The 19817-nt window shown below is 69.8% G+C and carries 15 protein-coding genes; 7 read left to right on the top strand and 8 right to left on the bottom strand.

What is annotated here, in order from left to right; genetic code table 11:
• The first annotated feature begins 34 nt into the window (after nucleotides 1-34).
• Complete coding sequence (locus Q7P21_RS06890) at nucleotides 35-580, top strand: hypothetical protein (protein ID WP_304169362.1); 546 nt, start codon at nucleotides 35-37, stop codon at nucleotides 578-580.
• Here the strand turns inward: Q7P21_RS06890 and Q7P21_RS06885 are convergent.
• Both Q7P21_RS06885 and otsB read right to left on the bottom strand, forming a co-directional pair.
• On the bottom strand, nucleotides 577-2085 hold the full coding sequence (locus tag Q7P21_RS06885; RefSeq protein WP_304169366.1) for a trehalose-6-phosphate synthase: 1509 nt from the start codon (nucleotides 2083-2085) through the stop codon (nucleotides 577-579). The genes Q7P21_RS06890 and Q7P21_RS06885 overlap by 4 nt on opposite strands.
• Nucleotides 2082-2828: a trehalose-phosphatase gene (gene otsB, locus Q7P21_RS06880; protein ID WP_304176359.1), complete on the bottom strand. Its 747-nt coding sequence runs from the start codon at nucleotides 2826-2828 to the stop codon at nucleotides 2082-2084. The genes Q7P21_RS06885 and otsB overlap by 4 nt, the downstream gene beginning before the upstream one ends.
• Before the next feature lie 176 nt (nucleotides 2829-3004).
• Here otsB and zwf point away from each other — a divergent pair, with 176 nt between their 5' ends.
• A complete protein-coding gene (gene zwf, locus Q7P21_RS06875) occupies nucleotides 3005-4471 on the top strand; it encodes a glucose-6-phosphate dehydrogenase (protein ID WP_304176357.1) in 1467 nt (488 codons plus the stop codon).
• A 253-nt stretch (nucleotides 4472-4724) separates the two neighbouring features.
• On the opposite strand, the gene Q7P21_RS06870 is transcribed toward zwf, so the two are convergent.
• Together Q7P21_RS06870 and Q7P21_RS06865 are read right to left on the bottom strand one after the other, a co-directional pair.
• Nucleotides 4725-7106 (bottom strand): TonB-dependent receptor, encoded by a 2382-nt coding sequence (locus Q7P21_RS06870; protein ID WP_304176355.1) that lies wholly within the window; start codon nucleotides 7104-7106, stop codon nucleotides 4725-4727.
• A gap of 118 nt (nucleotides 7107-7224) precedes the next feature.
• Nucleotides 7225-9063 (bottom strand): glycoside hydrolase family 15 protein, encoded by a 1839-nt coding sequence (locus tag Q7P21_RS06865; protein ID WP_304169378.1) that lies wholly within the window; start codon nucleotides 9061-9063, stop codon nucleotides 7225-7227.
• Nucleotides 9064-9163: 100 nt separating this feature from the next.
• Here Q7P21_RS06865 and pyk point away from each other — a divergent pair, with 100 nt between their 5' ends.
• A complete protein-coding gene (gene pyk / locus Q7P21_RS06860; RefSeq protein ID WP_304169381.1) occupies nucleotides 9164-10585 on the top strand; it encodes a pyruvate kinase in 1422 nt (473 codons plus the stop codon).
• Here the strand turns inward: pyk and Q7P21_RS06855 are convergent.
• The 3 genes from Q7P21_RS06855 to Q7P21_RS06845 form a co-directional block, all read right to left on the bottom strand.
• Nucleotides 10582-12747 (bottom strand): amylo-alpha-1,6-glucosidase, encoded by a 2166-nt coding sequence (locus tag Q7P21_RS06855; RefSeq protein WP_304176352.1) that lies wholly within the window; start codon nucleotides 12745-12747, stop codon nucleotides 10582-10584. The genes pyk and Q7P21_RS06855 overlap by 4 nt on opposite strands.
• A 9-nt stretch (nucleotides 12748-12756) precedes the next feature.
• Nucleotides 12757-14019, bottom strand: coding sequence for a glycosyltransferase (locus Q7P21_RS06850; protein WP_304176350.1), 1263 nt, complete (start codon nucleotides 14017-14019; stop codon nucleotides 12757-12759).
• Nucleotides 14020-14173: 154 nt separating this feature from the next.
• The gene (locus tag Q7P21_RS06845; RefSeq protein WP_304176349.1) at nucleotides 14174-15022 is read right to left on the bottom strand and encodes a type II CAAX prenyl endopeptidase Rce1 family protein; all 849 of its coding nucleotides are present in this window, start codon (nucleotides 15020-15022) and stop codon (nucleotides 14174-14176) included.
• Nucleotides 15023-15178: 156 nt separating this feature from the next.
• On the opposite strand from Q7P21_RS06845, the gene pgl reads away from it, so the two are divergent.
• Genes pgl through eda form a run of 4 tightly spaced genes read left to right on the top strand, consistent with a single transcriptional unit; the run spans nucleotide 15179 to nucleotide 19302 of the window.
• A complete protein-coding gene (gene pgl, locus Q7P21_RS06840; protein WP_304176347.1) occupies nucleotides 15179-15853 on the top strand; it encodes a 6-phosphogluconolactonase in 675 nt (224 codons plus the stop codon).
• Nucleotides 15854-15893: 40 nt separating this feature from the next.
• Nucleotides 15894-17714: a phosphogluconate dehydratase gene (gene edd / locus Q7P21_RS06835; RefSeq protein ID WP_304171634.1), complete on the top strand. Its 1821-nt coding sequence runs from the start codon at nucleotides 15894-15896 to the stop codon at nucleotides 17712-17714.
• Nucleotides 17711-18688, top strand: coding sequence for a glucokinase (gene glk, locus Q7P21_RS06830; RefSeq protein ID WP_304176345.1), 978 nt, complete (start codon nucleotides 17711-17713; stop codon nucleotides 18686-18688). The genes edd and glk overlap by 4 nt, the downstream gene beginning before the upstream one ends.
• On the top strand, nucleotides 18685-19302 hold the full coding sequence (eda, locus tag Q7P21_RS06825) for a bifunctional 4-hydroxy-2-oxoglutarate aldolase/2-dehydro-3-deoxy-phosphogluconate aldolase (RefSeq protein WP_304176343.1): 618 nt from the start codon (nucleotides 18685-18687) through the stop codon (nucleotides 19300-19302). Before glk ends, eda begins: the two co-directional genes overlap by 4 nt.
• A 154-nt stretch (nucleotides 19303-19456) precedes the next feature.
• On the opposite strand, the gene Q7P21_RS06820 is transcribed toward eda, so the two are convergent.
• Nucleotides 19457-19817 (bottom strand): enoyl-CoA hydratase/isomerase family protein (locus Q7P21_RS06820; RefSeq protein WP_304176341.1); only part of this gene is annotated, 361 nt, incomplete at its 5' end.

Here is a 19817-nt window from a genome sequence, read left to right as displayed (position 1 = left end):
GCATGCTGAAGCTCCCTCGAAAGGCGAGCCTGACATGCTGAACCTCGAACTGATCGGCCGGCGTCTGGGTCAGTACGGCGTGGTCTGGCTGACCGCCTTCCTGGGGGTGCTGATCGCCGGCCTGATCGCCGCCTACGGGTTCCAGGTGGCTTTCGTGAAGGCCGCCGATGTCCTGCTGACCCTCGCCTTCCCGCTGCTGGGCTTCATCCTGGCCGGCTTCCTGATCCTCACCCTGATGGCCCGGGAAAGCTGGCTGACCAAGACCCTGCTGGTGGTCCTGACCCTGATGCTGGCCCTGCCGCTGCTGTGGTCGCCGGTGCTGGGGGTGGTGGGCGGCGCCTGGGCGACCCAGGTCTCGATCGAATATTCGGAGGTCTATGCCGGCTTCCGCATCCTGGTGGGTCGCCTGCTCTATGCGGTCACCGACCAGGTGTTCGGCAGCCCCCTGGTCGACGCCGCCTGGAGCTTCATGCAGGGCTTCGCCGGCCTGGTCGGCTTTGTCTCGGCCGTGGCCCAGACGGCCCACGCGATCCGCCGCCTGTCGAACGAGCCCAATCCGGCCGCCTCGCAGTCCAGCTAGACGCCGGTCCAGCGGGCCATGGGCGGCAGGGCGCCGCGCGCCTGGGCGTCCGGATAGAGCCTGGACGGCGCGTCCCGGGCCGGGTGCGCCTGCTCCCCATGCACCGCCAGACCAGGGCCCGGCAGGGCGTCGCGTGAGCCGGTCAGGGCCCGGACGAAGGCGTCGCGCCAGGCGGTGACGTCCTCGGTGACGATGTTGTCGTGCAGCACCCGCCAGCGCGCGATCCGCTCGCTGCGGTCCATGGCCAGGGCCCGCTTCAGGGCCTCGGCGATCTCTTCCGGGCTGTTGGGATTGACGATCAGGGCCTGGCGCAGCTGGTCGGCGGCGCCGGCGAACCGCGACAGCACCAGCACGCCGGGGTCGGCCGGATCCTGGGCGGCGACGAACTCCTTGGCCACCAGGTTCATGCCGTCGCGCATGGGGGTGACCAGCCCGACCTGGGCGGCGCGATAGACCCCGGCCAGCTCGTCGCGGCGATAGGTCTTGTTCACATAGCGGATCGGGTTCCAGTCGATGTCGGCATATTCGCCATTGATCCGCCCCGACAACGAATCCAGCCGGGCCCGGATCTCCTGATAGGCCTCGACCGAGTCCCGCGACAGGGGCGCGATCTGCAGCATCAGGGTCTCGCGGCGCAGGTCGGGATTGTCGGCCAGGAAGCGCTCGAAGCCGGCGAACCGCTCCTCCAGCCCCTTGGAATAGTCCAGCCGGTCGACGCCGACGATCAGCTTGCGGAAGGCGGTGTGGGCCTTCATCACGTCATAGGTGCGCTGCGCGGTCTCGCTTTGCGCCAGCCGGATGAAGTCGGCGGCGTCTATGCCGATGGGAAAGGCGCCGACCCGCGTCGTGCGGCCATGGGCCCGCAGGCCCTCGCGGCCGACCCGGGCGCCCTGGGCCTCGGTCAGCACATATTCCTCGAAGGCCTGGACATGCTCCGGCGTCTGGAATCCCACCAGGTCGTAGTCGAACAACGACTCCACCAGCTGGCGGTGGCCAGGCAGGGTGACCATCAACTGATGGGCCGGCCAGGGGATGTGCAGGAAGAAGCCGATGCGGTTCTGGACGCCCAGGGCCCGCAGCTCCCGCGCCAGGGGGATCAGGTGATAGTCGTGGATCCAGACCAGGTCGTCCGGCTCGATCAGCGGGGCGAGCGTCTCGGCGAACCGGCGATTGACCCGGGCATAGCCCTCGCCAAAGGCGCGGTCATAGGCGGTCAGGTCCTGGCGGTAGTGGAACAGCGGCCAAAGCGTCTTGTTGGCGTAGCCGTTGTAATATTCCTGCAGGTCGACCTCCTCCAGGTCGACGGTGGCCACGGTCACCCCGTCGGCGCGTTGCAGGTTCAGATGGCCGGTGAAGGCGGGCGTGGTCTTGCCGCTCCAGCCGAACCACAGGCCGGAATATTCCCGCAAGGCCGCGGCGAGCGCCATGGCCAGGCCGCCGACGCTGCCGTCGCCCGAGCCGGAGGGCAGGGTGACGCGGTTGGAGACGACGATCAGCCGGCTCATGCCAGGGCCTCCAGCCAGTCGAGGGCGGCGTCCACATCGTCCAGCCGATAGCGGGCGGCGGTGGCGCGTTCAGCCCCCACCAGCACGCCGAACCCGCCCAGCTGCGCGACGGCCACGAAGGCGTCCTCGTCGGTCAGGTCGTCGCCCAGGAACACCGGCGTCGCGCCGGCGAAGGGCGGGGCGGCCATGAAGGCGGCCACGGCCTCGCCCTTGCGGGGGCCGGGCGTGCGCAGCTCCACCACATGGTCGCCGGGCTGCAGGACCAGGCCGGTCTCGGCGGCCAGCCAGTCGGCCTGGATGCGCGCGCGGGGCGCCAGGCCGGGGGCGAGACGATAGTGCAGGGCGAGGCTCAGGCCCTTGTCCTCGACGAGCAGTCCGGCGTGGCTGGCGGCGAAGGCCGTCAGCACCCGGCGGGCGGCGACCAGGCCCGGATGCGGCGGGGTCGAGACCACCCGGCCGGCGGCGTCGCGCCGTACGAGGCCATGGACGCCCGCCAGGGCCGGGACCCGACCCTCCAGGATGCGATCCAGGTCCGGCAAGGCCCGGCCGCTGACCACCGCCAACCGCCCGCCGAGCCTGCGGCCCAGGGTCTCGAGCAGCCGGGTGCGGCGCGGATCGGGGCCTACGGCCTCGGGTCGCGCCACGATCGGGGCCAATGTGCCGTCCAGGTCCAGGAACAGGGCCGTGCCGGCGGCGCTCAGTCGTGGGGCCGGGGCGGTCAGGGTCATGGTGTCGGTGATCATCGGGTCCCCGCCCAAGGCCTGTGCTCGGGATCAGCCCTTCGAAACGTCACGCGCGCCGGTTCGATCCAACTTCAGCGCGCACGATGCGGTGAACGCGCCACGGGGGGTTGACGTGACGCCTGCGAACCCCGCTATGCGGGGCCCGGACGCCAACCTCCTCACCCAGGGTGACCCCGATGGCCGATGCGCCGCTTTCCGATGTGATCGTGCTGTTCGGAGGCACGGGCGACCTCGCCCAGCGCATGCTGTTTCCATCGCTCTATTTCCTCGACGCCGACGGCTTCCTGGCCGAGGGCTTCAAGATCGTCGCCACCGCCCGCGCCGACATGGAGCGCGACGCCTTCGTCGAACAGGTGCGCGCAGCGATCGACAAGCGCGCCGAGGGCGGCCTCGACCCGGCGGCCTGGGCGCGGTTCGCGGCCCGGCTGGACTATGTCGGCGCCGACGCCACCACGGCGGCGGGGGTGGAGGCGATCAAGGCGGCCATGGGGGTCTTCAAGGCGCCTATGTTCTTCCTGGCCCTCTCGCCTAGCCTGTTCGGCCGGGTGTGCAAGGCGCTGGGCGGCTCCGGCCTGGCGGTCCCCGACAGCCGCATCGTGCTGGAGAAGCCGATCGGCCGCGATCTCCACTCCTCCAAGGCGATCAATGCTCAGGTCGGCGAGGTGTTCAGCGAGGACCGGGTGTTCCGCATCGACCACTATCTCGGCAAGGAGACGGTGCAGAACCTGATCGCGCTGCGGTTCGCCAACACCTTCTTCGAGCCCCTGTGGAACAACCTGACCATCGACCACGTGCAGATCACCGTGGCCGAGACGGAGGGGGTCGGCGATCGCTGGCCCTATTATGATGAGTACGGCGCCCTGCGCGACATGCTGCAGAACCACATGCTGCAGCTGCTCTGTCTGGTGGCCATGGAGCCGCCGGCCGACATGGAGCCGGACTCGGTCCGCAACGAGAAGGTCAAGGTGCTGCGCTCGCTCAGGCCCTTCACCCGCGCCGACGTCCAGGCCAACAGCGTGCGTGGCCAGTACACGGCCGGCGTGGTCGGCGGAAAGCAGGTCGCGGGCTATGAGACTGAGCGCGGCCAGAAGTCCGGGACCGAGACCTTCGTGGCGCTCCGGGCCGACATCGACAACTGGCGTTGGGCCGGGGTGCCGTTCTTCCTGCGCACCGGCAAGCGCCTGCCCGACCGGCGCACCCAGATCGCCATCCAGTTCAAGGGCGTGCCGCACTCGATCTTCGGCGGGGCGGCCAAGGCCGACCTGGTGGCCAACCAGCTGATCATCGATCTGCAGCCGGATGAGGACATCGAACTGGTGCTGATGAACAAGGCGCCGGGCATCTCCCAGGACGGCATGCGCCTGCAATCCCTGCCCTTGTCGCTGTCGCTGCTGAAGGCCTATTCCGGTCCCAACGCACGGCGGCGCATCGCCTATGAGCGGCTGATCCTGGATGTCATCCAGGGCAATTCGACCCTGTTCGTCCGCCGCGACGAGGTCGAACAGGCCTGGACCTGGGTCGACGGCGTCGCCGCCGCCTGGGCCGAGAGCGGCATGACCCCCAAGCCCTACGCCGCCGGCAGCTGGGGCCCCTCCGGCGCCTTCGCCCTGATCGAACGGTCAGAGCGCGCCTGGCACGACTAAGGGCGTCCAGGCCAAAGCCCTCGCCCCGCGTTGCGGGGAGAGGGTTGGGTGAGGGGCCGCTGAGTCCCAGCTCCGCCGCTTGCCCTGAAACAAGAGCCCTCACCCTTACCCTCTCCCGCTGCGCGGGCGAGGGCATGCTTCGCATGCGGCGGGTCCGAGCCTTGTCCCACAAAAAAGGGCGGACCCCCGGTCTGGGGATCCGCCCGTCAGTGGGTCGCCCGGCCGAGAGGGGAGGGCCGGGCTGGGGGAAAAGCTAGAAGGACCCGGAGAGGGTCACGAAGACCTGGCGGGGCGGGATCGGATAGGTGTTGTAGGCGCCCGACGCCGCGCCCACGACTAGGGAGGAGACCCCCTTCTCGTCGGCCAGGTTGGTGACGTTAAGGCTGACCTTGGCGGTCTTGAGCGGGCCGCCGGTCGCCAGATCGAAATCGTAGCTGCCTTCGAGGCCGATCAGGAAGGTCGCCTTCACCGACAGGTCGTTGGTGTAGGTGGCGTAGCGCTTGCCGACATAGTCGCCGGTCAGCTGGCCGTTGAAGGCGCCCCAGCTGGTCGACAGCACGAACTTGTTCAGCCAGTCGGGGCTGGCCGGAACCGACTTGCCGGCCGTGTGAACCACCGTCGAGCTGGCGCCGGTGACGTAATTGTCCTGATAGATCGAGCGGTTGTAGGACAGGGCGTCATAGAAGGCGAAGTGCGGGCCGAAGTGCAGGGTCGCGGCCAGGTCGACGCCGTCGGTCTTCACCGCGCCGACATTGGCGAGGATCGCCGCGCCGGCCACCAGCGAACCGATCACCGGGGTGGACGAGATCTGCAGCAGGCGGTCGGAGAAGTCGACGTGATAGGCGCTGAGTTGGCCCTCGACGCCGGTGATCGGGCCGAGCTCCAGGGCGCGCTTGGTGCGCAGGCCCGCCTCATAGGTCCAGGAGGTCTCCGGATTGGCGGTCTTCTTGAACAGGTCGAAGGCCGCCTGGCTGCCCAGGCTCCAGGGCGACAGGCCGCCGGCGCCATAGGTCACGAACTGGCGCAGGTTCTTCTGGATGTTGAAGAAGACCTGTTCGTGCTCGGTCGCGTCCCACACGGCGCCGACCTGGGGCAGGAAATATTCCTTGGTGTCGATCTCGCCGGTCGGCAGCAGGGTCGGATTGGTGTTGGTCGCCAGGTTCTTCTGCTGGATCGGCACCTTGCCCTGGGCGTATTGCAGGCTGCCCTTGAAGCCGGCCTGCAGCAGCAGGTCCGGGCGGATTCGCCACTGGTCCTGCAGGTGGTACTGGAAGACGTTGTTGTGGATCTGGCTGGCGTACTGGGCGAAGTTCTTGTTGACCGGGATGTCGTAGGGCGTGAGGTCGTGATTGGCCTCGGCGAAGGGATACCAGGCCCGCTGGGTCGATGAATTGTTCTGCTCGAACCAGGCGCCGGCCTCGATCCTGTGGTCGCCCAGCGTCCAGTTGAAGGTCGAGATCAGACCGCCGCGATTGATCAGATATTCGGTGGTGCGCACGGCGTAGCCCGTGCCGCCGAACACGGTCTTCAGGTCCTGGCCGGGGTAATAGACCGCGAACAGGGCCGGCAGGCCGGCCTGGTTGATCGGACCGGCGACGATGCCGCGGCCTTCGTCATGGTGGAAATAGGCCTGGTTCGACCAGGTCATGGTGTCACTGAGCTTGGCCTCGTACTTCACATAGCCGATCTGGTCGGTGCGCTGGGCGGCCGAGTGATAGTTCGAGAAGTTCGAACCGGCCGAGGCCGGCGGCGCGCCATTGGCTCCGAGATAGGCGAGCGCCGCGGCCAGGTTCGGATAGAGGAAGGGCCGGGTATAGGGCGCGCTCTTCTCGCCGGCCACGTGGACGATGGAGTCCTCGTTGGGCTCGACCTTGTCATTGTAGTCGAGGAACACGGTCAGCTTGCCGGCCTCGCCCTCGTGGATGAACTTGCCGTTGAACTGATAGCCGCGCTGGTGGCCGTTGAAGTCCCAGGCCCGCTGGTCCTGGTTCAGGCCCGAGACATAGGCCGAATTCCCATCCCCGAAGACCCCGGTGTCGAGGCGAAGGAAAGTGCGGTGGGTGTCGTAGCTGCCGAAGGTCTGCTGGATCCGGCCGCCGAGCGCGGCCTGCGGATCACTGGAGAAGGTGTCGATGGCGCCGCCCAGATTGCTGGTCGAGGCCGTGCCCAGGTCGCCGGCGCCGGAGGACAGCACCACCCGCGCGACGTTCTCGGAGGTGATGGCCCGCGACGGCGAGAGGCCGTTATAGTTGCCGTATTGCTGGTCGCCGAGCGGCACGCCGTCCAGGGTGTAGCCCAGTTGCTGGGTCGAAAATCCGTGTACGAACAGAAATTCGTTCTGCTCGTTGTTGCCCCACGGGTCGGCGGTCTGCAGCATCACGCCCGGCAGGGCCTGGATGGCCTTCAGCGGGCTGACGCCGGGCAGGATCTTCTGGATCTCGACGGTCTCCAGCGACACCGCCGAGCGCGTGGTCTTGGCCATGGAGACCACCAGTTCCGAGACCGTGGCCGAGCCGTCGGCGGCGTCCGCAGCGGCGGCTTCGGCGGCGTTGGCGGCGCCGGCCATGGCGGCCATGCACAGCGCCGAGCTCATCATCAGGCCCGCGCGGCGCGCATTATGTCGTGTCAGTTTCATGCCCATCCCCTGGCGAAGGCGGCGCGGGGAGGCGCGCCGCTGCGAAGCTCAGGGGCCTAGGGGCGCCAGGAGAAGTTGCGGCGACACATTCACGATTGTTTCGTGACGTCAGCGCCGCTCAGCGGACGCTGGTCCAGGGTCGGCTCAGCATGTTGGCGCAGTTGATCAGCCCGACCAGGGAATAGGTCTGGGGATAGTTGCCCCACAGCTCCGCCCCATCGAGGGTGATGTCCTCCGACAGCAGGCCGGCGGCCGTGCGCCGGCCCAGCATTTCCTCGAACAGGGCCCGGGCCTCCTCGGCGCGGCCGGACAGGTGCAGCACCTCGATCAGCCAGAAGGTGCAGATGTTGAAGGCGGTCTTGGGCTCGCCGAAATCGTCGGGGATGGCGTAGCGCAGCATGTAGGGCCCGCGCCTCAGCCCCTCCTCGACCGCCTTGAGGGTGGCGGCCATGCGCGGATCGTCGGGAGCGGCGAAGCGCACATCCACCAATTGCAGCAGCGAGGCGTCCAGCTGGTCGCCGCCGAAGGTGGCCGCGAACCGACCCAGCGCGGGATTATAGGCCCGAGCCTCGATGGTGGCGCGCACCTGGGCGGCCCGGGCGTTCCAATGCGCTGCGCGGTCGGCCAGGCCGAGCTGGCCCGCCGCATTGCCCAGCCGGTCGCAGGCCGCCCAGCACATCATCGCCGAATAGGTGTGCACCGCCTCCCGGCCCCGGAACTCCCACAGGCTGGCGTCCGGCTGGTCGTGCAGGGCGAAGGCGCGTTCGCCCACCGCCTCCAGGGCGTGGAAATCCTCCACCGTGGCGGGGCGCAAAAGCCGCTCGTCGAAGAAGGCCTGGACGGTCGACAACACAATCTGTCCGTACACGTCATGTTGCAGATGCTCATAGGCCTGGTTGCCGATCCGCACCGGCCCCATGCCGCGATAGCCTGGCAGGTCGGGGGCGAAGCGCTCGGTCAGGTCGGCCTCCAGCCCCACCCCATAGAGCGGCTGGATATGGCCGCCCTTGGCCCGGTCGATCAGGTTGCGCAGATAGCCGAGATAGTTCTCCAGCATGTCCGCCGCCCCCAGCCGGTTGAGGGCCTGGACCACGTAATAGGCGTCGCGCAGCCAGCAGTAGCGATAGTCCCAGTTGCGCTGCGAGCCCTCGTGCTCGGGGATCGAGGTGGTCAGGGCCGCGACGATCGCCCCGGTTTCCTCATGGGCGCAGAGCTTGAGGGTGATGGCGGCGCGGATCACCGCCTCCTGCCACTCCAGGGGGATCGACAGGGTCCGGACCCAGCCGCGCCAATAGCTGGTGGTCTCGTGCAGCATGCGCTCGGCGGTGGCCTGGATGTCGGCCTCGATCCCCTCGTCGGGGCCGAGGAACATGGCGATCGGCTCCTCCAGCCGAAACAGCCGCTCCTGGGCGATGTGCGAGACGGCGGTGTCGGTGGTGAGCCGCAGCGTCATCTCCCCGCCCACATAGCGCAGGTGGTTGGAGCCGGTGGTGACCTCAGCGTCCGACGCCCCCCAGTTGGCGGTCGGGCGCATGCGGATGCGGATGTGCGGCACACCCGAGATCGGCCGGATGATGCGCACGAAGGACATCGGTCGATAGACCCGGCCGAACTGGCGATAGCGCGGGGCGAAGTCGATCACCTGGAACACTGCGCCGGTGGCGTCGGTGATCTCGGTGGTCAGGATGGGAGTGTTGCGCAGATAGCTCTGGCGCACGCTGGCCTCAGTCTCCGCCTCCACCGACCAGAAGCCGCGCGCCTCGCCCGTGTCGCCGCCCAGCAGGGCCGAGAAGGCCGGGTCGCCATCCACCCTGGGGAAACAGCTCCAGACGAAGCGGCCGGCGCGGTCGATCAGGGCGCTGGCCGCGCAATTGCCGATCGGGAACAGGTCGAGGTTCTGGGGCGCGGCGGTCTGCGACGATGGCGGGGGATTCCCCGGCTGCGCGGATCGGTTCATGAAGGGGACCTCTGGGGATGAGCCTGCGCGGGAAACATCCCTTGATAGGCTTCGATCCCGCCCGCGCAACGTCGCCGCGTCTCGCGGCCGGAGTTTGTCGATGATCCGCGCCCGCCGCGCCCGCATCGTGGCCACCCTCGGCCCCGCCAGCCGCGACCTCGGCAAGATCCGCGCCCTGGCCGAGGCCGGCGCCGACGTGTTCCGGGTCAATTTCAGCCATGGCGGCCATCCAGACCATGCCACGACCATCGCCAATGTGCGCGAGGCCGAGGCCCTGGTCGGCCGCCACCTCGCCGTGCTCGCCGACCTCCAGGGTCCGAAGCTGCGGCTGGGGGAGTTCGCCGACGGCCGGGTGCGGCTGAAGACCGGCCAGGACTTCCGCCTCGACCGCGATTCCGCCCCCGGCGACGCCGCGCGGGTCTGCGTGCCGCATGTGGAGATCTTCCAGGCGCTCAAGCCGGAGGCCGACATCCTGCTCGACGACGGCAAGGTGCGGTTGAAGGTCCGCAAGTGCGGCGCCGACTTCGCCGACTGCGTGGTGATGGGGGGCGAGGCGCTCTCCGACCACAAGGGCCTCAACCTGCCGGGGCTGGCCATTCCGATCCCGGCGCTGACGCCCAAGGACCGCGAGGACCTCAATTTCGCCCTCTCGCAAGGGGTCGACTGGGTGGCGCTGTCCTTCGTCCAGCGGGCCGCCGACATGGCCGAGCTGCGCCAGATCGTCCAGGGTCGGGCCGGCGTGCTGGCCAAGATCGAGAAGCCCGCCGCCCTCGACGCCCTGGACGAGATCCTCGACCTCTGCGAGGCGGTGATGGTGGCGCGCGGCGACCTCGGCGTCGAACTGGCGCCCGAGGACGTGCCGGTGGTGCAGAAGATGCTGGTCCGCGCCGCCCGCAATCGCGGCATTCCGGTGATCGTCGCCACCCAGATGCTGGAAAGCATGATCCACGCGCCGACCCCTACCCGGGCCGAGGCCTCCGACGTCGCCAACGCGGTCTATGAGGGCGCCGACGCGGTCATGCTCTCGGCCGAGACGGCGGCCGGCGAGTTCCCGCTGGAAGCGGTGTCGATCATGGATCGGATCCTCACCCGGGTGGAGCAGGACCCCCGCTGGCCGGAACTGATGGCCGCCGAGCACCCGGTCGACGACGCTGACGCCGACGCCCTGGTGGCGGCCGCCCGCCGCGCCGCCGAGGCCGCCTCCACCGCCTGCCTGGTGGCCTTCACCACCACCGGCCAGACGGCGCTGCGGCTGTCGCGCGAACGCCCGCTGCAGCCGACCCTGGCGCTCACCACCCGCCTGACCACCGCGCGGCGCCTGGCGCTCGCCTGGGGCGTCGAACCCCGGGTGATCGCCGAGGTCACAGATCCGGAGGAGATGACCAGGGTCGCGGTCGACAAGGTGGTGGAGCTTGGCCTGGCGCCGCCCGGCCACCGCATCCTGATCCTGGCCGGCCTGCCCATGGGCTCGCCGGGCGCCGCCAACATCCTGCGCCTCGCCCACACGCCTTTGAAACGCTAGGCCCGGCCGCCCTGGCGGATGGTCACCGGGACGCGGGCGCCGCCGTCGGCATGGACGGCGATGCGGCCCTGCAGGCGCTCGAAATTGAGGTCGAGCTTCTGGTCGCCGACCCTCAGCCCCTCGACCCGCAGCTGGTCGATGCCGATCGGCAGGCGGGGGTCGCGAATCTCCACCTCCCCGGTCCAGCCGTCGACCCTCAGGCCCAGGCAGGCCTGCAGCAGCATGAACACCGATCCCGCCGCCCAGGCCTGGGGCAGGCAGGCGACCGGATAGGCCACCGGCGGCTCGCCGGCCGCGCGGGGAAAGCCGCAGAACAGCTCCGGCAGCCGCATCTCGAAGCTCGACGCGGTCTCGAACAGCCCCGACATCAGGTCGACCACCCCATCCCGCTCGCCATAGCGTGACAGGCCGGCGGCGCAGACGGCGGTGTCGTGCGGCCAGATCGAGCCGTTGTGATAGCTCATCGGATTGAACCGGGCCTCGCCCGTCGCCAGGGTCCGCAGGCCCCAGCCGGAATCGAACCGCGCCGACAGCAGCTGGGTCGTCACCCGCGCCGCCCGCTCGGGCGAGGGCAGGCCGCAGAACAGCAGGTGGCCGGGATTGGAGCTCGCGACCCGGCAGAGCTCGCCGGCCCCGTCGATGGCGATGCCATAGCCGCCCTGGTCCTCCATCCAGAATCGCGCCTCGACCGTGACGCGGATATGCTCGGCCCGCTCGGCCCAGCGCTGGGCGCCGGCCACGTCCTTCCGCCACAGGGCGAAGCGGCTCATGGCCTTGTAGGCGGCGAAGGCGTAGCCCTGCACTTCGACCAGCGCGATCGGTCCCTTGGGGAAGCGGCCGTCGGCGTGGAACACGCTGTCCTGGCTGTCCTTCCAGCCCTGGTTGGCCAGGCCGCTCTCGGCGCCGCGCGCATAGTCGATCAGGCCGTCGCCGTCGGTGTCGCCGAAATGCTCCATCCAGGCGGTGGCGGCGGTGAGCGCCGGCCACAGGTCGTCGATCAGCTGCAGGTCGCCGGTCCGCTCCGCATAGGCGCCGGCCAGGGCCACGAACAGCGGCGTGGTGTCGACCCCGCCGTAGTAGCGGCCGAAGGGCACCTCGCCGAGCGCCGGCATCTCGCCCTTGCGGGTCTCGTGCATGATCTTGCCGGGGGCCGAGTCGCGAAAGGCCGAGACCTCCTCGGCCTGGTGGGCGGCCAGATAGGTCAGCACCCCCTTGGCCAGGCTGGGTTCGAACCACAGGATCTGCCAGGCGGTGATGATGGCGTCGCGGCCGAAGGCGGTCGAGAACCAGGGGATGCCGGCATAGGGGTAGGGGCCGGTCTCCATGCGGGTGGTCAGAAGCGCGAGGTCGGCGCGGGACTTGTCCAGCCACTGGTTGAACAGCCGGCCCGAGCTTTTCAGCCGCGCCCCGTGGCGGATGCGGCTGCGCATGTCCCAGCGGGCGGCGGCGGCGTTGGCGCGGAACCGCTCGCGACTGGGGGGCTCCTCGGCGGTCGCCCCGATCTCCAGATAGAGCTCCAGCCGACCTTCCGGCCGCAGGGGATAGAGATAGTCGGCGCGGGTCGCCGACAGCCGCAGGGGCGGGTCGGAAAAGGTGATGACGCTGGACCGCTCCACGGCGTCCAGCCCCTCATAGCGGAAGGCGACGGTGCGGCCGTCGACCTGCGCCGGGAAGGTGACCCCGCGCCGTGCGCGCTTGGCGCCGCGCACCTCGAACATGTCGCGGAAGTCGGCGCCGAACTCGATGCTGAGCGGGGTCAGCACCTCGTCGCGGCTATAGTTGACGCAGGTGATCCGCTCGAACAGCCGCTCGCGCCACAGGAACCGCTTGCGCTCCACATGCAGCACGCCGGGGGGCCCGATCGGACCGCCCGGCAGGGGCAGTTCCTGGTTCGCGCCGTTGAAGGTGAAGAACACATTGTCCGCCGACACCGCCCCCGACAGCAGGGACGGGGGCTCGCGCCCCAGCAGCAGTCGGAACCGCGATAACAGGCGGGTGTCGTTGTGGAACAGGCCGTCGGCCGCGCCCAGGATGTCGCCCCGGGAATCGGCGACGATGAAGGTGTCCTTGTCCTTCAGGGCGTGCAGCCGCTGGGGCGTGCGCGGTTCTTCCGCCTGACCCTGTTCGACATCGGAGCCGGGCGCGGGCGCCAGATCGTCCATGGTCGAGCCTCAGGCCCGGGCGGCGAGGGGGCAGGCCACCTGGCCCAGGCGATCATAGAGCGTCAGATAGCGCCGGGCCATGGCGGTGGCCGAGAACCTCGCCTCGAAGCGCTGCCGCACCCGGCGGCGGTCGAGCGCGCCGACCCGGGCGACGGCGGCGCAGGCCTGGTCATCCGTGCGCACGATGAAGCCGGTCACCCCGTCCTCGATCACCTCGGGGACCGAGCCGCAGGCATAGGCCACGACCGGGGTGCCACAAGCCATGGCCTCGATCATCACCAGGCCGAAGGGTTCCGGCCAGTCGATGGGAAACAACAGGGCCTCGGCCCTGCCCAGGAAGGCCGATTTCTCACCGTCGCCGATCTCGCCGATGAACTCCACCTGGGGGCCGGCCGCCCGGATCAGCGGTTCGATCACCTCGGGGACCGAGCCGCAGGCATAGGCCACGACCGGGGTTCCACAAGCCATGGCCTCGATCATCACCAGGCCGAAGGGCTCCGGCCAGTCGATGGGAAACAGCAGGGCCTCGGCCCTGCCCAGGAAGGCCGATTTCTCACCGTCGCCGATCTCCCCGATGAATTCCACCTGGGGGCCGGCCGCCCGGATCAGGGGTTCGATGACCTCGGTGAAATAGCGCTGGTCGGCGGCGTCGACCTTGGCGGCGATCTTCAGCGGCTTGCCGAGCCGCCGGGCGATCTCGATGGCGCGGTCAGGTCGCTTCTCCGGCGAGATGCGGCCGAGGAAGGCCAGATAGCCTTCGCCCTTCGGATGGAATTCATAGAGGTCGGCGGCCATGCCGTGGTGCACGGTCCCGGCCCAGTTGGCGTCCGCCAGGGGCCTGCGCTGGTCGTCGCTGATCGAGACCATCGGAAACTGCGGCCAGCGGGCATAGACCCCGGCCAGGTCCTTCAGATCCAGGCGGCCGTGCAGGGTGGTGATCGTCTTCTCGGCCATGTCCTCGAAGAACGGGAAATGGATCATGTCGGTGTGGAAATGGATCACGTCGAACTGGTCGGCGCGGCGGCGGACCTCCTCCAGCATGACCATGTGGGCGGCCAGGTCCGACTTCAGCGGCGCGGGGTCGAGACGGATCGCCTCGTCGCGCACCACCACCAGCCGGGCCCGGGTCCGGGCCTCGCCGCTGGCGAACAGGGTGACCGCGTGGCCGAGATCGACCAGGGCGTCGGTCAGATGGGCCACAACCCGCTCGGTGCCGCCATAGAACCGGGGCGGCACGGCTTCATAGAGCGGCGGAACCTGGGCGATGCGCATGGCGGTGATCCTGACATGAACGAAGGGCACGCCCCCGGATGGCGCGCGCGTGCCGGCTCATGATGAAGCTCGCTGGACGCGATCGGGTTCCGTGGAGTGGGCCTCGCCAGGCTTGAACGCGGAACGCGTCTTCGGCGCCAAGGCCGCAGGGCGGTCACACCCGGGCGTCGCCGCCTGGGCCATCGCTCCCCCCGGCCAATCGGCGCAACGCCAGGATCGCGACCAGGGCCAGCACCGGAAAGACCAGTCCGCCGGGAGCGGGGAACAGCGCCCAGGCGCCGGGACGATGAAAGCCGCCGAGTCCGGCCGCCACCAGTGCGGCAAGGACGATGTTGGGCGCGGCATGGCTCGCCGCCGCCGCGAGCCAGCTGTGAGCGCGTTCACGCAAGCCGGTCAGCAGCTCGCGATAGACCAGGCAAGCCATGACAAAGGCGACGATCATGCCGGGAGGGCCCGCTTCCAGATCGGGGAACAGCCCGACCCGAAGCACGACCGGGACAAGGTGCCAGGCGGCCCATACCAGGCCCAGGATCAGCACGCCGCGCTGGCGACCGAACGCCTTCAGGGCCAGGGCCAGCCCGCCGCCGGCCCAGCCCAGCTCCTCCAGCACGCTGGTCAGGGCCGAGACGCCCGCCGCCTGCAGGACGGTCGCCGGCGGCGCCCCGCTGCTGTGGAAATCCGCCGCTCCAGCCGCCAGGGCTACGGCCAGCGCCCCACCGGCAATGGCCAAGGTCAAGGCGCAGGCAAGGCCAATCCAGCGCCAGCGGATCCTTTGGCTGCGGTCGCCCAGACCGAAATTGAGCCCCAAGCCGACCACGCCCGGCGAAAGGATCATCGCCAACTTGCCAAGTTCGACCAGGCGCGGTTCGCCGGTCGCCATCAAGACGGCCGGCAGGCCCAGCACGAAAATAACAAAGACCCCAAACTTCCAACGCGCGAGGTTCAACATGGGCGCCTTCATCTGGCTACGCTTTGCCGGGTTCCGCCCGCCGGGCCGGCCCATGAGAGGACCAGCACGGCGGGATCCCTAGGTGCTGGTGATCGACCGCAGGGTCAATATTCGCAGTCCCAATCCCCGGTTGCCGATTTGTCCCCGCCGGAACCGGCGATCACGGGAAATCGAGCGGCCTTTTCGCCGCCGCCGCGTTATGGCGGCATGATGATCGAGACTTTCGCCGATTCCGACGCTTTGGCCGACGCCGTGGTCGACGCGACCCTGGACGCCCTGGGCTGGGGAATCACCGAGCGCGGCTGGGCGACCCTGGTTGGGACCGGTGGCCGCACCCCGGCGCCGATCTATGATCGCCTGGCCCGCGCCGTGTTCGACTGGCGCCACGTCACCGTCACCCTCTCGGACGACCGCTTCGTTCCCGTGACCTCGCCCGACTCCAATGAGCGGCTGGTGCGCGAGCGGCTGCTGGTCGACCAGGCGGCGGCGGCCGATTTTCTGCCCCTGCGCCACGACGCCGCCGATCCCGAGGCCAGCGCGCTGATCGCCGAGCCCGGGCTCCGCGCCCTGGGCGGCTTCGACATGTTGTTCCTAGGGATGGGCGAGGACGGCCATGTCGCCTCGCTGATTCCTGGCAGCCCGGTGCTGGCGGCCGGCATGGACCTGCATGGCGCCCGCTGGGCGATCGGGGTTCCGGCCGGGGTCGGCTCGCCGCCCGTGGCGCGCATCACGCTGACCCTGGCCGCCCTCTTGATGGCCCGTCAGACCCTGATCCTGATCTCCGGGGCGACGAAGCGGGCGATCGTGGAAACCGGTGGCGGTCTGCCCGTGCATGTCCTGCTGGAACAGGCTAAATCCCCGGTTCGGGTCCTCTGGACGCCCTGAGCGACCCGGCCCTCCCTGTCCCGCGCCTGAGGTTTTCGAGGTGAGCATGCATCCCGTCACAGCCGACGTCACCGCCCGCATCATCGACCGCAGCCGCGAGGTCCGGGCCGACTATCTGGAGCGCATGGAGGCGGCCCGCAGCGCCGGGGTCGGCCGGGCCAAGCTTTCCTGCGCCAACTGGGCCCACGCCTTCGCCGCCAGCCCCGAGGGCGACAAGCAGCGGATGCGCAATCCGACCGCCCCCAATGTGGCCATCGTCAGCTCCTACAATGACATGCTCTCGGCCCATCAGCCCTTCGAGCGCTTCCCCGAGCTGATCAAGGCCGCCGCCGAGGCCGTGGGCGCCACGGCCCAGGTGGCCGGCGGCGTGCCGGCCATGTGCGATGGGGTGACGCAAGGCCGCCCGGGCATGGAGCTTTCCCTGTTCTCCCGCGACGTCATCGCCATGTCGACGGCGGTGGCGCTGACCCATGACGCCTTCGATTCCGCCCTGATGCTGGGGGTCTGCGACAAGATCGTGCCGGGCCTGGTGATGGGGGCCCTGGCCTTCGGCCATCTGCCGGTGATCTTCGTGCCGGCCGGGCCCATGACCTCGGGTCTGCCCAATGCCGAGAAGGCCCGGGTGCGCGGGCTCTACGCCCAGGGCCTGGCCACCCGCGACGAGCTGCTGGACTCCGAGATGAAGTCCTATCACGGGCCGGGCACCTGCACCTTCTACGGCACGGCCAATTCCAACCAGATGATGATGGAGATGATGGGGCTGCACCTGCCGGGCGCGGCCTTCGTCCATCCCAACACGCCGCTGCGCGACGCGCTGACCGCCGCCGCCCCGCGCCGCGCCATCGAGATCGCTGACGGCGGCAACGCCTATGCGCCGATGTCGGCGGTGGTCGACGCCAAGTCGATCGTCAATGCGGTGGTGGGCCTGCTGGCCACCGGCGGCTCGACCAACCACACCCTGCACCTGGTCGCCATGGCCCGCGCGGCCGGCGTGCTGATCGACTGGAGCGACTTCGACGCCCTGTCCAAGGTCACGCCGCTCCTGGCCCGGGTCTATCCGAACGGGTCGGAGGACGTGAACGCCTTCCACGCCGCCGGCGGCATGGCCTTCGTGATCCGCCAGCTGCTCGACGCGGGCCTGGCCCATGAGGATGTGGTCACGGTGGCGGGGACGGGCCTGCGGCACTATCAGACCGAGCCCTTCCTGCAGGACGGCGTCCTGACCTGGCGCGAGGGGACGGCGACCTCGCTCAACAGCGACATCCTGCGCCCCGCCGACAATCCCTTCCAGGCGGAGGGCGGCATCCGCCTCCTGACCGGCGGCCTCGGCCGGGCGGTGATCAAGACCTCGGCGGTCAAGTCCGAGCACCTGACCCTGGAGGCGCCGGCCCTGGTGTTCGACGACCAGGACGACCTGCTGGCCGCCCACAAGCGCGGCGAGCTGAACCGTGACTTCATCGCCGTGCTGCGGTTCCAGGGGCCGCAGGCCAATGGCATGCCCGAGTTGCACAGCCTGACCCCGGTGCTGGGCGTGCTGCAGGACAAGGGCTTCAAGGTGGCCCTGGTCACCGATGGGCGGATGTCCGGCGCCTCGGGCAAGGTGCCCGCCGCCATCCATGTGACGCCCGAGGCCGCCTGCGGCGGTCTGCTGGCCCAGGTCCGCGACGGCGACATCATCCGCCTCGACGCCCATGCCGGGGTGCTGGAGATCAAGGTCGACCCCTCCGAACTCGCCGCCCGGCCGCGCGCGGTGGCGAAAGGCTCGGGCTTCGGCTATGGGCGCGAGCTGTTCGGCTGGATGCGCCGCTCAGTGGGCGCGGCCGAGGCCGGCGCGTCCGTGCTTTTCGAGGGGGCGGCGTGAAGACCCATTTCATCGGGCTGGTCGGCGATGTCGGCGGCACCAACGCCCGGATGGCCCTGGTCGACGAGACCGGCCGTATCCGCCATCCCAAGACCTATCCGGCCAAGGACTATGGCTCGCTGAGCGAAGTCATCGCGACCTATCTGGAGACCACCGCCGGCCGCAAGGTTCCCACCAAGGCGGTGATCGCGGTGGCCGGTCCGGTGGTCGATGGCGAGATCGAGTTCACCAACCTGGCCTGGCGGATCTCCGAGGGCGAGCTGGTCGGGACCTTCGAATTCGAGACCGCCAAGCTGCTCAATGATTTCGGGGCCCAGGCCCTGGCCGCCCCCTTGATGGAGGCCGACGACCTGCGGGTGATCGGGCCGACCTTGAGGGGCGCCGACGGCGCGCCGATCGTCGTGCTGGGCGCCGGCACCGGCTTCGGGGTCGCGGGCCTGGCCCGCTCAGATCGCGGCGACGTGCCGGTCCCGGCCGAAGGCGGTCACGCCAGCTTCGCACCCGGCGACGAGCTGGAAGACCAGGTCCTGAGCCGCCTGCGCCAGACCCACGGCCGGGTCTCGATCGAGCGCGTGCTCTCGGGCCCGGGGATGTATTCGCTCTACAAGGCCCTGGCCGATATCCGGGGCCAGGCCGTCGTCCACGCCGACGAGAAGGCCGTCGCCGCCGCCGGCCTGGCGGGCGCCGATCCCCTGGCGCTCGAGACTCTCGACCGGTTCTGCGAAATCCTTGGCAATGTGGCGGGCGATATCGCCCTGACCTATGGCGCGCGGGGCGGGGTCTTCGTCTCCGGCGGCATCGCGCCCCGGCTGATCGAGCGGCTGATGATGGGCGGCTTCCGTCGCCGGTTCGAGGCCAAGGGCCGTCTGGCCGACTACATGGCCGATATCCCGACCGCCCTGATCATCCACCCTTATGCGGCCCTGGTGGGCGCGGCCCGCGCCCTCGACACCCTGGAAGGATCACGGCTTTGACGCTTCCCGACATCCTGAAACTGGCGCCCGTCGTGCCGGTGCTGATCATCGAGGACGAAGCCCAGGCGGTGCCCCTGGCCAAGGCCCTGGTGGCCGGAGGCCTCTTGGCTCTTGAGGTGACCCTGCGCACCCCCGCAGCCATCAACTGCATCCGCCGCATCGCTGGCGAGGTCGAGGGCGGCGTGGTCGGGGCCGGCACCATCCTGAATTCCGCCATGCGCCAGGAGGCCTATGACGCCGGCGCCCGGTTCGGGGTCAGCCCCGGCCTGATCGACGGCGAGGAATTCGACGACGGCCCCCTGCCGCTGCTGCCCGGGATCGCCACGGCCACCGAGCTGATGGCGGGCCTGTCGCTCGGCTATAACTATTTCAAGCTGTTCCCGGCCAATATCGTCGGCGGCACAGGCGCCCTGAAGGCGTTCGCCAGCCCCTTTCCCCAGGCGACCTTCTGCCCGACCGGCGGGGTGAGCCTGCAGAACGCGCCGGAATACCTGGCCCTGCCCAACGTGATCTGCGTCGGCGGCTCCTGGGTCGCGCCTGCCGACGCCGTCCGAGCCGGCGACTGGGGTCGCATCACCGAGCTCGCGCGGGAAGCCGCCGGGCTGGGGAAGTAGGCTCCTCCCCCACAGCGGGAGGGGGACCGCGAAGCGGTGGAGGGGGCCGCCCTCGTTGGAGGGCGGATGCGACAGACGGACTGCAACCGTCCCTGCGGGCCGGGCCCCTCAGTCAGCTTCGCTGACAGCGCCCCCAGCGGGGGAGCAGCGGGTCTTACTTCCCCTTGAAGTTCCCGGCCCGGCGTTCCTGCACCGCGCGGACGCCTTCGGCGAAGTCCTCTGTGGCGCGCAGCACCGTCTGCTGGCCGTGCTCATGGTTGGTCTGGTCGCGCACCGCCTTGGCGAGGTCGCCACGCAAGGTCTTGCGGGTGGCGACCACGGCGAGGGGGGCGTTCTCGGCGATCTCCAGGGCCAGCGCCTTGGCGACCGACAGCAGCTGGTCGAGCGGGACCACCTCGTCGACCAGGCCCCAGGCCAGGCCGTCCTCGGCCTTCACCCGACGCCCGGTCAGGAACATCAGATTGGCGCGCTGCTGGCCGATCAGCCGGGGCAGGGTGTGGGTCAGGCCAAAGCCC

The sequence above is a fragment of the Phenylobacterium aquaticum genome (genome assembly GCF_947378715.1).
Lineage (GTDB): Bacteria > Pseudomonadota > Alphaproteobacteria > Caulobacterales > Caulobacteraceae > Phenylobacterium > Phenylobacterium aquaticum_A.
Note: the sequence above shows the minus strand (reverse complement) of the source record. Positions and strands in the feature narration are given on the sequence as shown.

What these genes read in the sequence shown, in the direction of transcription:
- Q7P21_RS06890 (WP_304169362.1), top strand. Translation starts at nt 35, where the DNA reads ATGCTGAACCTCGAACTGATCGGCCGGCGTCTGGGTCAGTACGGCGTG.
- Q7P21_RS06885 (WP_304169366.1), bottom strand. Translation starts at nt 2,085, where the DNA reads ATGAGCCGGCTGATCGTCGTCTCCAACCGCGTCACCCTGCCCTCCGGC.
- otsB (WP_304176359.1), bottom strand. Translation starts at nt 2,828, where the DNA reads ATGATCACCGACACCATGACCCTGACCGCCCCGGCCCCACGACTGAGC.
- zwf (WP_304176357.1), top strand. Translation starts at nt 3,005, where the DNA reads ATGGCCGATGCGCCGCTTTCCGATGTGATCGTGCTGTTCGGAGGCACG.
- Q7P21_RS06870 (WP_304176355.1), bottom strand. Translation starts at nt 7,106, where the DNA reads ATGAAACTGACACGACATAATGCGCGCCGCGCGGGCCTGATGATGAGC.
- Q7P21_RS06865 (WP_304169378.1), bottom strand. Translation starts at nt 9,063, where the DNA reads ATGAACCGATCCGCGCAGCCGGGGAATCCCCCGCCATCGTCGCAGACC.
- pyk (WP_304169381.1), top strand. Translation starts at nt 9,164, where the DNA reads ATGATCCGCGCCCGCCGCGCCCGCATCGTGGCCACCCTCGGCCCCGCC.
- Q7P21_RS06855 (WP_304176352.1), bottom strand. Translation starts at nt 12,747, where the DNA reads ATGGACGATCTGGCGCCCGCGCCCGGCTCCGATGTCGAACAGGGTCAG.
- Q7P21_RS06850 (WP_304176350.1), bottom strand. Translation starts at nt 14,019, where the DNA reads ATGCGCATCGCCCAGGTTCCGCCGCTCTATGAAGCCGTGCCGCCCCGG.
- Q7P21_RS06845 (WP_304176349.1), bottom strand. Translation starts at nt 15,022, where the DNA reads ATGGGCCGGCCCGGCGGGCGGAACCCGGCAAAGCGTAGCCAGATGAAG.
- pgl (WP_304176347.1), top strand. Translation starts at nt 15,179, where the DNA reads ATGATCGAGACTTTCGCCGATTCCGACGCTTTGGCCGACGCCGTGGTC.